This is a genomic window from Umezawaea sp. Da 62-37 (genome assembly GCF_032460545.1).
Taxonomy (GTDB): domain Bacteria; phylum Actinomycetota; class Actinomycetes; order Mycobacteriales; family Pseudonocardiaceae; genus Umezawaea.
In genome coordinates this window covers 11,206,959-11,221,342 of sequence record NZ_CP135965.1, presented here as the reverse complement: position 1 = coordinate 11,221,342, position 14,384 = coordinate 11,206,959, and the positions used below count along the sequence as shown (strand labels likewise).

At 72.7% G+C, this 14,384-nt stretch carries 12 protein-coding genes; 6 read left to right on the top strand and 6 right to left on the bottom strand.

Annotated features, from left to right (window positions below; translation table 11 throughout):
- Positions 1 to 42 precede the first annotated feature (42 nt).
- Positions 43 to 3,147: an ATP-binding protein gene (locus tag RM788_RS50500; RefSeq protein ID WP_315928849.1), complete on the top strand. Its 3,105-nt coding sequence runs from the start codon at positions 43 to 45 to the stop codon at positions 3,145 to 3,147.
- Here RM788_RS50500 and RM788_RS50495 read toward each other — a convergent pair.
- The 5 genes from RM788_RS50495 to RM788_RS50475 all read right to left on the bottom strand — a co-directional run bounded on the left by RM788_RS50495 (position 3,125) and on the right by RM788_RS50475 (position 7,610).
- On the bottom strand, positions 3,125 to 3,901 hold the full coding sequence (locus RM788_RS50495; RefSeq protein WP_315928847.1) for an ABC transporter permease: 777 nt from the start codon (positions 3,899 to 3,901) through the stop codon (positions 3,125 to 3,127). The two genes, RM788_RS50500 and RM788_RS50495, sit on opposite strands and share 23 nt — an antisense overlap.
- On the bottom strand, positions 3,898 to 4,869 hold the full coding sequence (locus RM788_RS50490; RefSeq protein WP_315928845.1) for an ATP-binding cassette domain-containing protein: 972 nt from the start codon (positions 4,867 to 4,869) through the stop codon (positions 3,898 to 3,900). Before RM788_RS50490 ends, RM788_RS50495 begins: the two co-directional genes overlap by 4 nt.
- A 123-nt stretch (positions 4,870 to 4,992) precedes the next feature.
- Positions 4,993 to 6,438: an MATE family efflux transporter gene (locus RM788_RS50485; RefSeq protein WP_315928843.1), complete on the bottom strand. Its 1,446-nt coding sequence runs from the start codon at positions 6,436 to 6,438 to the stop codon at positions 4,993 to 4,995.
- Positions 6,439 to 6,532: 94 nt separating this feature from the next.
- Positions 6,533 to 6,973, bottom strand: a complete 441-nt coding sequence (locus RM788_RS50480; protein WP_315928841.1) for a MarR family winged helix-turn-helix transcriptional regulator — start codon at positions 6,971 to 6,973, stop codon at positions 6,533 to 6,535.
- 106 nt (positions 6,974 to 7,079) lie between these two features.
- A complete protein-coding gene (locus RM788_RS50475; RefSeq protein WP_315928839.1) occupies positions 7,080 to 7,610 on the bottom strand; it encodes a hypothetical protein in 531 nt (176 codons plus the stop codon).
- 204 nt (positions 7,611 to 7,814) lie between these two features.
- Between RM788_RS50475 and RM788_RS50470 the strand changes: the two genes are divergently transcribed.
- From RM788_RS50470 to RM788_RS50450, 5 genes are all read left to right on the top strand, one after another.
- Entirely contained in the window at positions 7,815 to 9,068 is a 1,254-nt protein-coding gene (locus RM788_RS50470; protein ID WP_315928837.1) for a sensor histidine kinase, read from the top strand.
- Positions 9,065 to 9,721 (top strand): response regulator, encoded by a 657-nt coding sequence (locus RM788_RS50465; protein WP_315928835.1) that lies wholly within the window; start codon positions 9,065 to 9,067, stop codon positions 9,719 to 9,721. The genes RM788_RS50470 and RM788_RS50465 overlap by 4 nt, the downstream gene beginning before the upstream one ends.
- Positions 9,722 to 9,821: 100 nt before the next feature.
- Positions 9,822 to 11,333, top strand: coding sequence for a carotenoid oxygenase family protein (locus RM788_RS50460; RefSeq protein ID WP_315928833.1), 1,512 nt, complete (start codon positions 9,822 to 9,824; stop codon positions 11,331 to 11,333).
- Positions 11,305 to 12,231, top strand: a complete 927-nt coding sequence (locus RM788_RS50455) for a winged helix-turn-helix transcriptional regulator (RefSeq protein ID WP_315928831.1) — start codon at positions 11,305 to 11,307, stop codon at positions 12,229 to 12,231. The genes RM788_RS50460 and RM788_RS50455 overlap by 29 nt, the downstream gene beginning before the upstream one ends.
- 248 nt (positions 12,232 to 12,479) lie before the next feature.
- Positions 12,480 to 13,148 (top strand): DUF1345 domain-containing protein, encoded by a 669-nt coding sequence (locus tag RM788_RS50450; RefSeq protein ID WP_315928829.1) that lies wholly within the window; start codon positions 12,480 to 12,482, stop codon positions 13,146 to 13,148.
- On the opposite strand, the gene RM788_RS50445 is transcribed toward RM788_RS50450, so the two are convergent.
- Entirely contained in the window at positions 13,129 to 14,376 is a 1,248-nt protein-coding gene (locus tag RM788_RS50445) for an acetyl-CoA acetyltransferase (protein ID WP_315928827.1), read from the bottom strand. The genes RM788_RS50450 and RM788_RS50445 overlap by 20 nt on opposite strands.
- Positions 14,377 to 14,384 lie beyond the last annotated feature (8 nt).

Genomic DNA, 14,384 nt, shown 5'->3' with positions numbered 1-14,384 from the left:
CGCGGGAAGTCGTCGGGCAGGTCACCGCACTAGCCTGATCGCGTGACCACCGAGCTGGCCCTGCTGTCGCGGGTGGCCTACCGCGAGCAGGAGATCACCAGGCCGCGGGTGCGGGGGCTGTTGGCGTTGCTGGCCGGTGACCTGCGCTCGGGGTGCGGCACCGCCCGGCTGGTCGCGGGGCTCTGGCCGGAGGAGCGGCCGGAGAACCCGGTGAAGGCGTTGCAGGTACTGGTTTCCCACGTCCGCGCGCAACTGGGCGCCGAGGTCGTCGTCCGGACGCCCGTCGGCTACCGGCTGTCGTTGGCCGAGGACCAGGTCGACGCCTCCGCCGTGCTGCTCCGGGCGGCCGCGAGCGCGCGGCATTCCCGCGCCGGCGACCACGCGGCGGCGCTCGACCACGCCGAGGCCGGCCTCGCGCTGTGGGAAGGGCCCGAGAGCTGGGACGCGGGCCTTGCCGACCCGGTGTCCGCACTGCGCTCGGAGCGGGCGTCGACGCACCGCGCGCTGGTGCGGGCCCGCGCGCTGGCGCTCGCCCGCCTCGGTCGTCACGCCGAAGCTGTCGACGCCCTCGCCGAACTGGGCGCCGAGCGCCCGCGCGATGAGGAGGTGCTGGCCGAACTGCTGCGGTGCGAAGCGGCGACGGTCGGCGCGTCCACGGCGTTGACCAGGTACGACACCTACCGGCGAGGGTTGCGCGACCAGCTCGGCGGCGATCCCGGACCCGAGCTGCGGGCCGTGCACCAGCAGCTCCTGGAAGGCGACGCGCCGGTGGTGCGGCACCGGGTGCCGCACGAGCCGAACGCGCTGCTCGGCCGCGAGGACGACATCGGCGCGGTGACCGCGCTGCTGCGCGCGTCCCGCGTGACCTCGATCGTCGGCGCGGGCGGCCTGGGCAAGACCCGACTCGCGCACGCCGTTGGCAGGCGTGCGGAACAGCGCGTCGTGCACCTCGTCGCGCTGGCGGGCGTCACCGCCGAGGCCGACGTCGTCGCCGAGGTCGCGTCCGTCCTGGGCGTCGGGGACACCACGACCGGCCGCACGGGCCTCGTCGGCGGCATCGCCGCGGCCCTCGGGCCCGGTCCCGCGCTGCTGGTGCTCGACAACTGCGAACACGTGCTCGACGCCGCCGCCGACCTCGTGCGGGCGCTGGTGTCGCTGAGCGGGGACCTCAGCGTGCTCACCACCAGCCGCGCCCCGCTCGGCCTGTCCTCGGAGTCGGTGTACCCGCTGCCCGAACTGAGCCCGTCGACCGCCGCCGAGCTGTTCGGCCGACGGGCACGGGCGGCCCGCCCCGACGTCGACCTGCCCGACGACGTGGTGCGCGAGGTGTGCGGACACCTCGACGGGCTGCCGCTCGCCGTGGAGCTGGCGGCGGCCAGGGTGCGGGTCATGTCGGTCGCCGAGATCGCCCGGCGGCTGGACGACCGGTTCGCGCTGCTGCGCGGCGGCGCGCGGGACGCGCCTGCCCGGCACCGCACGCTGCACGCCGTCATCGACTGGAGCTGGAACCTCCTCGACCCCGGCGCCCAGGCGGCGATGCGCGCGCTGTCGGTGTTCCCCGGCGGGTTCACCGCCGACGCCGCGCGGTACCTGGTCGACGACGACGGGGTCCTGGAGCGGCTCGTCGACCAGTCGCTGCTCAAGGTGTCCGACACGGGCGCGGGCACGCGGTTCCGCATGTTGGAGACCGTCCGCGAGTTCGGCGCCTCGCGCCTCCGCGAGGAGGGCGGAGCGGCAGCCGCGACCGACCGCTTCCTCCTGTGGGCCCGCGACTTCGGCGTGGCGCACCACGAGTCGGTCTTCGGCATCGATCTCCTCCCCGCCGTGCACCGCGTCCGGGTCGAGCAGGACAACCTCGTGCTGGCGCTGCGCTTCGGGCTCGAACGGGAGGACGGTCCGACCGTCGCGGCGACGACGGCCGTGCTGGGCGGCCTGTGGCTGGTCGAGTCCAACCTGCCGCGCGCCGCCACGCTGGCCGAGGACCCGACGTGGGCGCTGTCGCACTTCCGCCCCGAGCCCGCCTTCGCGGACGTCACCCGCACGGCCGTGGTGCTGTGCGCCATGAGCGGGTTCCTCTTCCTGCGCGAGCCGAACCCGGCGCGGTCGCTGGTCGCCCTGCGCCGCCTCCCACCCACCGGGCCGACCACGCTGATCCGGGCCGTGGACGTCCTGTTCCGCGCGCTCACCGACGGCACACGGGACCTGGAAGCGTTGTGCCGCAGCGAGGACCGGTTGCTCGCGGGGGTCGCCAACGCCGTCGCCACCTACGCGGCGGAGAGCGCGGGCGACCTGGGCGGCGCGCTGGCGGCGGCCAGGCGGACGCTCACCGCCGTCGAGGGCCGGGGCAGCCCGTGGTCACCGATGGTCGCGCACGCCCGCATCGGCGAACTGTGCCTGCGACTCGACCTCGCGGACGAGGCCCGGTCCCACTTCATGGCGGCGCTGCCGATGGTGGAGCGGCTCGGCCCGCCGCCCACGGCGGCCCGCGCGCGGTGGGCGGTGGTGCTCGCCAACCTCCAGTGCGGGGACGTCGACGAGGCCGAGCGCTGGCTGGAGCGGGCGGACCTCGGCGGGGACGACGTCGGCGAGGTGCTGATGTTCGGCGTCGGCGTGCGCGCGGAGATCCTGCTCGCGCGAGGCGACGTCGACGGCGGCCTCCGCCTGTGGCGGCGGGCGGCCGAACGGCTGGCGACCACCGCGAACCCGAACCAGCGGCACTGGGCGCTGGAGGTCCAGTCCGTGGCCGTGGTCGCCCACGCGGAGCAGGGTGCCCTCGACCTCGTCCGGGAGATCGCCGACCGGCTGCCGACGACGTTGGCGCGCATGCTCACCCGGTTCGGCACGGGCCCGGTGACGTCGTTCGCGGACTTCCCGCTGCACGGTGTGCTCCTGCTCGCCACGGCCGCTGCGGAGTCGGACCGCGGAGAGCGCGCCGATGCCGCCCGGATGATCGCGCTGGCGGAGCGGTTCGGCTTCTCCCGCGGGTTCCAGCCGACCATGTCCGCCGCGCGCGTCACGGCTGCCGCCGAACGCGCCGACAGGTCGGCGTACCAGGACGCGGTGTCCTCGTACGCCGACCTCGATCGCGCCGCCCTGCCGGAGGCCGCGCTGGCCCTGCTGCGCGCTACCGCACGGGATCGCGCCTGAACAGCGCCCGCGCCCAGAGGTAGCCGACCAGCGCGAGTCCGACGCACCACCCGACGGCCGGGATCGCGCTGTCCCCGACCGGCGTGCCCAGCAGCAGGCCCCGCAGCGTGTCGATGACCAGCGTGAAGGGCTGGTCCTCCGCGAACCACCGCACCGCCCCGGACATCGACTCCGGCGGCACGAACGCGCTGCTGACGAACGGCAGGACCTGGACCACGAGCGTGAACGCGCTGGTGCCCTCGGCGTTGCGGGCGGCCAGGCCGATCGCGACCGCCAACCAGGTGAGCGCGAGGGCCAGCAGCACGAACACGCCGACCGCCGCGAGCCACCCCACGAGGGTCGCGGCGGGCCGGAACCCCATGAGCAGGGCGACACCGACCACGAGGGCCGCGCTCGCCACCGTCCGGATCACCGCCGCGAGCACGTGCCCGACCAGGACCGAGGCGCGGAACACCGGCATGGTGCGGAACCGGGCGATGATCCCCTCGGTCATGTCCCTGTTCACGGCCAGCGCCGTCGACGTCGACCCGTACCCGGCGGTCATCAGGACGATGCCCGGCACGAGGTAGTCGACGTAGTCGCCGCCGCGCGCCCCACCGCCCATGGCGCCGCCGAACACGCCGACGAAGAGCAGCAGCAGGAGGGTCGGCACCCCCAGCGACATCACCACCATGACCGGATAGCGGGCCAGGTGCCGGAGGTTGCGCCGCAGCATCGTCGCCGAGTCGCCCACGGCGTGGGGGAACGTGCTCATCGGGCGCTGTCCTTCGTGGTCTGGGCCTGCCCAGTGCGGGCGTTCCCGGTGAGGGCGAGGAAGACGTCGTCGAGGTCGGGGGTGTGGATCGACAGGTCGGCGACCTCCACGGCCGCGTGGTCGAGGCGGCCGAGCACGTCCCGCAGTGCCCCGACGCCGACGCCCGCGACCTGGAGGGTGAGTTCGTCGTCATCGCGCGGCACGTCGCCGAGGACCGCGGCCGCCGCGTCGAGGGCGGCGGTGTCGGCGAACCGCAGGCGCACGTGCCCGCCGGGAACCCGGCGCTTCAGCTCGGACGGCGTCCCCTCGGCGACCACCCGGCCGTGGTCGAGGACCGCGATCCGGTCCGCCAGCTCGTCGGCCTCCTCCAAGTGCTGCGTGGTGAGGAGGATCGTGACGCCGTCGGCCACGAGGTCCCGGATGATCCCCCACGTCGTGCGGCGGCCGCGCGGGTCGAGACCGGTGGTCGGCTCGTCGAGGAAGATCACCCGCGGGTCGCCGACCAGCGTCATCGCCAGGTCGAGCCGCCGCCTCATCCCGCCGGAGTAGGTCGAGGCCGGCTTCCCGGCCGCTTCGACGAGGTCGAACCGGGCCAGCAGCTCGGCGGCCCGGCGCCGCCCCGCCGCGCGGCCGAGGTGCCGCAGGTCCGCCATCAGCACCAGGTTCTCCCGGCCGGTGAGCAGGCCGTCCACGGCCGAGAACTGCCCGGTGACGCCGATCGCCGCGCGGATCCCCTCGGGATCGCGGGCCAGGTCGTGGCCCGCGACGCGGACGTCGCCGCCGTCGGCGCCGATCAGCGTGGAGAGGATCCGCACGGCGGTCGTCTTGCCCGCCCCGTTGGGACCCAGCAGGGCGAGAACGGTTCCCTCGGCGACTTCCAGGTCGATGCCATCGAGCACGACGTGGTCGCCGAACGACTTGCGCAGCCCGGTGGCCCGGACCGCCGGTTGGGGCGCGGTGGTGGTCACGTCCCTCCTCCCGTGGTGGTGGCCCTGGTGGCCACGACTCGGGAAGCGTGCGCGGCCGGGGGTTCACCGGGGTTCCAGCGGATTTCACCGCGGTTCCACGGCCGCGCGCGACCACCCGGCGGATCAGGCCTCGGCCTGCTCCAGCACTTCCTCGGCCCGTTCCGGGCTGCCCTCGGTGAGGCCGCGGTCGATCGCACGGCGGGACGCCAGCCACATCACGACACCGACGAGGCACACGACGACCTCGGTCGCGGTCAGCGCCCAGATGATGCCCGCCAGGCCGAACCACAGGTTTCCCAGCAGCACGATCGGGATGAACAGCACCCCCTGCGCCACCGACATCACGATCGCGGGCAACGACCGGCCGGTCGCCTGGAACAGCGACGTGATGAGGCCCGCGAACCCGTTCACGACCATCGCCACGAGCTGGGCGGTGAGGACCACGACGCCGATCGCGAGGACCGAGCGGTCCGCGGAGAACGCGGAGAACACCTGCTCGCGGAACACGAACACGGTCGTGGAGAAGACCAGGGCGATGCCGCCGACCGCGAACGCGGCCCCGCGCAGCGCCGCCATGAGGCGGGCCCGGTCGCCCTTGCCGTAGGAGTAGGCGAGCAGCGGCAGCACGCCGAGCGTCACGCCCATCACCAGGAACTCCGGCACCTGCGCGATGCGGACCGCGACACCCATGGCCGCGAGCGCGCCATCCCCGTAGGCGACCGCGAGGTTGTTGAGCACCAAGGAGGTGAGGATCAGGAAGGCGGACTGGAGCAGCTCGCCGACACCCACGCCGAAGACGGGCTTCACCACACCGGGAGCGAGGGTGAACCAGCGCGGCGCGAGGCTCACGTGCTCGCTGTGCCGCCGCAGCCAGACGGCGAAGTAGGCCACGACACCCGCGTTGGCCAGGCCCGTCGCCAGCGCCGCGCCCGCGACGCCCCAGTGCAGCACGAGGATGAACAGGACGTCGAACACGAGGTTGCCGACCGTGGACGCGATGAGGCCGATCATCACCTGGCGCGCGGCGCCCTCCGCCCGCACGATCTGCTCCAGGCAGAACGCCGCGGCGAGCACGGGGACGAAGGCGAGCATGACGGCGACGTAGGCCCTGGTCGCGGGCACGGCGGCGGCGTCCGCGCCGAGCAGCGACACGAGCGGGTGCAGCAGGAGCAGCCCGGTGCCGCCGAGCACGACGCCGGCGATCACCGAGCCCCACACGGCGAAGGAGGAGACGTGCTTGATCTCCCCCGCCTGCGCGGGATCGTGCTCCGCCGCGCCGAGCAGCCGCGAGATCAGCGCGCCGCCGCCGACGCCGAACACCCCGCCGACCGCCATCACCAGGCCGAGCAGCGGCGCGCCCAACGTGACCGCGGCGAGCAGCGCGGTGTTGTGCAGCGAGCCGATGAAGCCGCCGTTGATGACGTTGTAGACGGCGCCGACGACCATCGCGGCGGCCATCGGCACGCACAGGTGCACGAGGGCGCGGATGATCGGCGCGGACGAGAGGTACCAGCGGTTGGTGCCTACGGCGTCGGCCCCCATCGGGGATTCGGTGCTCGTGGTGCTCATGACGGCTTCTTCCGGGCAGGTTCGAGTGCGCGCCGGCGGACACCGGCACGGAGAGGGGGAGGTCTGGCCGCGCGGCGGAACCGCGCTCAGGCGCCTACGACCGGGTGGGGCGCGTGAGTTCCGCGGTGATCTTGCCGAGGAGGGCGTGCAGGGCGGCCCGCTCGTCCTGGTCCAGCGGGGCCAGGATCGTCTCCTCGACGTCGGTCATCGCGGTGTCGAAACCGGCGATGAGCTCGACGCCCTCCGGCGTCGCGTGCACGCGCTTGCTGCGCACGTCACCGGGTTCCGTGCGGCGCTCGACGAGGCCGCGGCGTTCGAGCCCCTGCAACAGGCTCGAAACGCTCGCGGCGCTCGTGCGGGTCATCTCCGCGATGTCGCGCTGGATCGCACCGGGGTTCTGCACCAGGTAGCCGAGGGCGAAGCTCTGCTCGTGGCTGAGTTCGCGCTCCTTGATCCAGTCCTCGCCCGCCTTGCGCTGGGCCCACATGATCCAGCGGATCAGGTCGAGACTCGTGGTCAACTCCGGTGCGTCCATGATTAGAACACTAACTGTTGGACCTCTAACTGTCAACGATCGAACTGATTCGGCACCCGTCGACCACTGTTCTCGGTCGACACTGAAGCCACAGGTCCCGAAGACCTCAGCCGAGGAACCCGCCCTTGAGCTTCTTCTCCTTGGCGAACCGGGCGCGCATCGCGGGCCGGGTGACGAACCAGAGCAACGCGGCCAGCACGACTCCCTGGACGACCTGCTCCGCCCGCATCCACCACGGGTAGCTGTCGGAGAGCAGCAGCGACAGCAGGCCGAGCAGGCCGCCGATCGAGATCCAGACGACCCGGCGGTAGGCGGCGCGGTGGCCGCGGCGCAGCCGGTAGCCGACCCGCAGGTACATGGCGGACACCAGGAAGACCCCCGCCACGCGGAACCACACCTGCTGGTGGAGCACGGACCGGAACCGCTCGACGTCGGTGCCGGGCGGCACGACCGCGTGCGCCAACTGGTAGTCGACCAGGCTGTCGCGGAGGACGAACACCAGGACGGTCAGCACCACGCTCAGGCCGAGGTTGGTGAACAGCAGGGCGAAGACCGTCCGCAGCTCCGGTGGCACGGGCCCGTCGGCGGGGTCCGCCGCGGCGCTGACGGGAGGGGCCTTCGGCAGGCCGGTGTCCATGGTTGCCTTCTTCCGCCGGGTCCGGGCGCCGATCGCCGGACTACGACCATCCTGTCGATCACCAGCCCTCCGCACATCGGCCGCGAGGGCCCGCCACCCCCTCCCGAAGTCGGTCATCCGGCGGCGCGGCCTACGACTTCCGGACCGCACTTCTGGCCGGTCGGCCAACTGCGTCCCGCGCGGCGCGGACCTAGACTCCAGGGCGTGGCCACTGTGGACATCGCACCGGGAGCACCGGGTTTCGGCTGGTGGCGGACGCGGCGCGGTGCGGCGTTCGACGTCGTCCTCGCGCTCGCCGTCACGCTCGTGCCGGTCGTGCTGTGGCTGCTGGCCGCGTGGGTGTCCCCGTTGCTGCCGCCGGGCGGCACCACGGGCCAACTCGCCATCCAGCTCCAGGACCTCTCGTTCGCCGCGCTGCTCGGCCACCTCGCCGGATCGGCCTTCGACCTCGCCCTGGTCGCGCGCCGCCGCTTCCCCGTGGTCGTCGCGCTGGTCGTGGTCGCGGCGGAGGCGTTCGGCCACGCGACGCTGCTGGGGCTGATGATCGCCCTGTACACCGTCGCCGCCCACGGGACGTCCCGCGCGCTGCTCGCGGGCGTCGCGCTGCTGGCCGCCGTCGCGGGCCTCAAGCCGTGGAACTGGACCGACGTGCCCAGCACCGCCGAGCTGTACCTGGTGCTGGGGTTCACCGGCGTCATGGTCGTGGTGGCCGTCGTCCTGCCGATCGTGCTGGGCCTGTACATGAACGCCCGGCGCGGCCTGATGGCGTCGCTGCGGGAACGGGCGAAACGGCTGGAACGGGAGCAGACCCTGCTGGCGCGGCAGGTCCGCACCGAGGAGCGCACCCGGATCGCCAGGGAGATGCACGACGTGGTGGCGCACCGGGTGAGCCTGATGGTCGTGCACGCGGGCGCGCTGGAGATGAAACCCGACCGGGAGCCCGCCACCGTCGCCGAGGCGGCGAGTCGGATCGCCGACATCGGCAGGCAGGCGCTGGGCGAGTTGCGGCAGGCCATCGGCGTGCTCAAGGTCGACAACGTCGAGGACAGCGCGCCGCTGGCCCCGCAGCCGACCCTGGACGACCTGGCGGAACTGGTCGAGCAGTCGCGCAGCGCGGGGGTGCCGGTCGACTTCCGCGTCGAGGGCAGGCGGCGGCTGGCGAACGTGGCGGAGCGGACCGCGTACCGGATCGTCCAGGAGGGTCTGACCAACGTGCACAAACACGCTTTCGGGGCGCGCACCGAGATCTCGCTGCGCTTCCTGCCCGACCGGCTGGAGGTGAGCGTGCGCAACGACGCGCCGCGCCGGTCGTCCGGCATCGACCTGCCCAGCGGCGGGCACGGGCTGGCGGGGCTGAGGGAGCGCCTGACGCTGGTCGGCGGCGAGTTCGAGTCCGGCCCGTCGGGCGGCGGCTTCCGGATCGTGGCCAGGATCCCGATCGCGGTGCCCGCCGGATGATCCGCGTCCTGATCGCCGACGACGAGGAGCTGATGCGCGTCGGCCTGCGCACGATGCTGGAGGCGGACGACGACATCAGCGTGGTCGCGGAGGCCCGCAACGGCGACGAGGCCGTCGCGCAGGTGCGGGCGCACCGGCCGACCGTGGTGCTGATGGACATCCGGATGCCCCAGTCCGACGGGCTCACCGCGACGAAGGCGCTGGCCTCCCTGCCCGAACCGCCGAAGGTCATCGTGCTGACGACGTTCGACCTGGACGAGTACGTGCACGCGGCGCTGCGGGCCGGCGCGGTCGGCTTCCTGCTCAAGGACACGCCGCCGCGCGACCTGATCAAGGCCGTGCACGTGGTGGCCGAGGGCCAGGCGATGCTGTCGCCGTCGGTGACCCGCAACCTGATCTCGGCGTTCGTCGAGCGCGACTCCCCCGTCGGCGACGACGCCCGCAACCGGCTCAAGGCCCTGACCGACCGGGAACGCGAGGTGCTGGCGCTCGTGGGACGGGGCCTGTCCAACACCGAGATCGGCGAGCGGCTGCACAACAGCCAGGCCACCGTGAAGGCGCACATGAGCCGCCTGCTGACCAAGCTCGGCCTGTCGAACCGGGTCCAGGCCGCGATCCTGGCCCACGACGCGAACCTCGTCGAAGGCGGCTGACCTGCCCGCAAGTCGCCCGGCCGAGCGGTTGACCGGTCACTCTGCTTGTTGTAGTAAGGAGTGGACCCGCGCGACACCGCTGTCGACAGGAGCCCGGACCATGGACGTGGAAGTTCTCGGACGCGTGCTCAGCACCCTGCCCGAAGACGACGACCACCCGTACCGGACGGGCCCGTGGCAGGGGCAGACCACCGAGTGGCGGGCCGACGACCTGGCGGTCGAGGGCGAGATCCCGGCCGACCTCGACGGCGTGTACCTGCGCAACACCGAGACCGCGCTGCACCCGGCGATCGAGCGCTACCACCCGTTCGACGGCGACGGCATGGTCCACGTCGTCGGCTTCCGCGACGGCAAGGCGTTCTACCGCAACAGGTTCGTCCGCACGGACGGCTTCCTCGCCGAGCAGGAGGAGGGCCGGTCGCTGTGGTCGGGGTTCATCGAGGACCCGAACAAGGCGGTGCGGCAACAGGGTTGGGGCGCGCGGGGGCGGATGAAGGACGCGTCCAGCACGGACGTCGTGGTGCACGCCGGGGTCGCGCTGACCAGCTTCTACCAGTGCGGCGAGCTGTACCGGCTCGACCCGCTCACCCTGGACGCGCTCGGCAAGTCCGAGTGGCACGGCGAGTTCCCCCGGCCCGAGGGCGTCAGCGCGCACACCAAGGTGGATCCGCACACCGGTGAGCTGCTGTTCTTCGGCTACGGCACCGAGGCCCCGTACCTGCACTACGGCGTGCTCGGCGGGGACGACAAGCTGCTGCACTACACCGGCGTCGAACTGCCGGGTCCGCGGCTGCCGCACGACATGGCGTTCACCGAGAACTACGCGATCCTCAACGACTGCCCGCTGTTCTGGGATCCCGAACTGCTCAAGCAGGGCGCCTACCTCCCCCGCTTCCACCGCGACATCCCGCTGCGCATCGGGGTCGTGCCGCGTCGGGGCACCAACGCGGACGTGCGCTGGTTCGAGGCCGACCCGACGTACGTGCTGCACTGGGTGAACGCCTACGAGGAGGGCGACGAGATCGTCCTGGACGGGTTCTTCCAGGGCGACCCGATGCCGAAGTCGAACGGCGAGACCGGCAGCCACCGGATCTACCGCGGGCTGGCGCTGGACCGGTTGCAGACCAGGCTCCACCGCTGGCGGCTGAACCTCGTGACGGGGCAGGCGAAGGAGGAGCGGATCTCCGACAGCGTCACCGAGTTCGGCATGATCAACGCCGCGCACGGCGGTCGCCCGTACCGCTACACCTACGCCGCGACCGGCGAGCCGGGCTGGTTCCTGTTCAACGGCCTGGTCAAGCACGACGTGCTGACCGGTGCCGAGGAGCGCTACGCGTTCGGCGACGGCGTGTTCGGCAGCGAGACCGTGATGGCCCCGCGTCCCGGCGCCACCGGCGAGGACGACGGCTACCTGGTCACGATCACCGTGGACATGAACCGGAACCTGTCCGAGTGCCTGGTCTTCGACGCCCGCGACGTGGCGGGCGGTCCGGTGGCACGGGTGCGGCTGCCCGAACGGGTGTCCAGCGGGACGCACGCCACGTGGGCCGCCGGGGAGAGCCTGCCCGGCTGGCGGAAGGCGGATGATGCCGCCGCCTCCCTCGGTCTCTGAGGACCTGCCGGTCACCGACCTGCCCGCCGGTGGCCGGAACCCGATCGGCGTGGCGCTGGGCCTGCTCGGCGACGAGTGGACCCTGCTGATCCTGCGCCACGCCCTGCAGGGCACGCGGCTCTACGGCGAGTGGATGCGGGAGCTGCCGATCTCCAACGCCGTGCTCACCGGCAGGCTCGGACGGCTCACCGAGTCCGGCCTGCTCGACCGCGTCGCCTACCAGCGCAAGCCGGAGCGCTTCGAGTACCGGCTCACCAGGCGCGGCCGGACCGCGTGGCCGATCCTGCTCGGCATCTGGTCGTGGGAGCTGTCCTGGGTCGGGCAGCACGCGGAAACCCTGCCCCGTATGCGCCACCAGGTGTGCGGGCACCTGTTCTCGCCCGTGCTGGTGTGCGGCGCGTGCGACGCCCCGGCCGGGCCGCGCGACCTCGTGGGCGGTTTCGGTCCGAGCGGCACGTGGGAGCGCTCGATGCCGTCGGCGACCACCCGGCGCCGGTCCGCCGACGCGCACCAGGCCGGGTTCTTCCCGCAGACCACGGCACTGGTCGGCAACCGGTGGTCGTGCGCGCTGCTCGGCGCGGCCTTCCAGGGGACCCGACGGTTCAGCGACTTCGAACGGCAGCTGTCCGCGCCGCCGGTCGTGATCGCCGACCGGCTGCGGACGTTCACCGAACTGGGCGTGATGACCGCCGACTACCGGCTCACCGCGAAGGGCCTGGCGTTCTTCCCGGTCGTCGTGCACACCATGGAATGGGCGCAGACGTGGTTCCGCTCCCCCGAGGGCCCCGCGATGTCGTACCGCCACCGACCGTGCGGCACCGCGTTCCACCCCCGGTACGCCTGCTCGGAATGCGCGGTGCCGCTGCGCGCCGGAACTATCGACCGCGTTCCCGCGTAGCCGGTTGTTCTATCAAGAACATCGGCGTTCTTTCGCCATTTCCGACCAGCCGTTGAACAAACCGCCGGCACTTGTCCGCGATCACCGCGAACGCCCAGGTGGGATCAGCACCACCCCGGTACGGAGATGCCCTCGCTTCCGCATATGGTGCTCCCACCCCGTGCCCGAACAATGCGACCGGACGACAATCCCGACCCGCCGCAGGGCGAATGCGGAATGAACGGTCTGATTTCCCGAAAGGACCCTGCATGGCCATCGCGGTTCTGCCCACCACCGTCCGCCAGCGGGCGTCCCGCGTCGTCGAGGTGACGCTGATCGTGCTCGGGCTCGCCTCCGTCGTCATGCCGACCGTCGACCTCCGGGTCCTGGTGTCGTGGGACCTGGTCGCGGCCCTCTACCTGGTGATCCGCTGGCAACGGGTCCGGCGGAGCAAGCACCTCCAGCCCGAGGAGTCCGCGGACGCCCCCGGCTGGCTCAGCTCCCTGATGAGCAGGCGCACCGGGTTCGCGTTCACCCTGCTCACCAGCCTGGTGGGGATCACGGCGGGCCTGAACATCGTGGTCACCGGCGGGCTCACCAGCGACGCGAGCCAGCAGCTGCTGAACAAGGCGGTCGGCGTTCCCGCGGTCGTGGCGGCGTGGATGATCCTGCACTTCGGCTACGCCGAGCGGTACGCGCACCGGTTCTACGACAGCCCCGGCGCCCGCCAGCTGGTGTTCCCCGAGGTGGAGCGGCCGGGAATGCTGGAGTTCGCCCACCTCTCGTTCACGATCGGCACGTCGTTCGCGGTGTCCGACGTCGAGGTCCGGAGCACCGGTATGCGGTCGCTCGTGCTCGGGCAGAGCGTGCTGTCGTTCTTCTACAACACCGCGATCCTGGGCATCGCGATCGGCGTGATCAGCGGCTCCGTGAACTGACGGACCCCTCGCCCACCACGAAGCTGACGGTGGTCGTCGTGCTGCCGCCGATGTTCAACGTGGCCGCGCGGCGGGCACCGGGCACCTGGTAGCCGCCCGCCTGGCCGGTGACCTGCTTGTAGGCGTCGACGAGCATCCGCACGCCGGTCGCGCCCACCGGGTGCCCTCCCCCGATCAGTCCTCCGCTGGGGTTCATCGGGATCCGGCCGCCGATCTCCAGGTCCCCCGACTCGATCGCCTTCCAGCTCTCGCCGGGCGCGGTGATGCCGAAGTGGTCGATCGCCGCGTACTCGCTCATCGTGAAGCAGTCGTGCGCCTCGATCAGGTCGAGGTCCTCCACGCCGCCGACGCCCGCGCGCCCGAACGCGTCGCGGATCGTGTCCCGGACGTGCGGCAGCACCAGCGGGTCATCAGCGCTGCGGGCGAACTTCTGCTCCAGCGACAGCCCCACCGTCCGGTGCCCCCAGCCCAGCACGCGGGCCCGTGGCCGGGCGGCGATCTCCGGGTGTGCGGCCAGGAACGCGCCGGTCACCAGCACCACCCCCGCGGCGCCGTCGGTCATCGGCCCGCAGTCGGCCTTGCGCAGCCTGCCCTCGACGAACGGGTTGGCCTCGTCGTCGAGGCTGAAGCTCCGCTCGGTGAACGACCAGGTCCGCGTCTGCGCCAACGGGTTCGCGCGGGCGTTGCGGGTGTTCAGCTCGGCGATGGCCAGCAGGTGCTCCGCGTCGATGCCGTAGCGCCGGTCGTACTCGTCGGCCAGCGCGCTGAACATGTGCGGCCACAGGTACTTCGCGTCCTGGCCCTCGTGCCCGACCCACGCCGCCGCGCCCATGTAGCGGGCGCCGACGTCACCGGGCACCGTCTTCTCCAGTTCGACCCCGAGCACCAGCGCGCAGTCGTAGCGCCCGGACTCCAGGTCGGCCATCGCGGCCAGCGCCGCCAACGACCCGGACGCGCACGCGCCCTCGTGCCGGGTCGCCGGCACACCCCACAGGTCCGGCTCGACGGTCGCGGGCAACGCCCCGAAGTGCCCCTGTCCGGTGAACAGCTGCCCGAACGCGTTGCCCACGTGCACCACACCGACCTGCGCGGGCCGCACACGGGCGGCCGCCAACGTCTCCCGCACCGCCTCCGCCGCGATGCCCGCGACGTCCAGGCCCTCGCGGCTCACGTTGCGGGCGAAGTCCGTCTGGTACCCGCCGACGAGCCAGGTCTCCACTGCGGTCATCGGCGTCC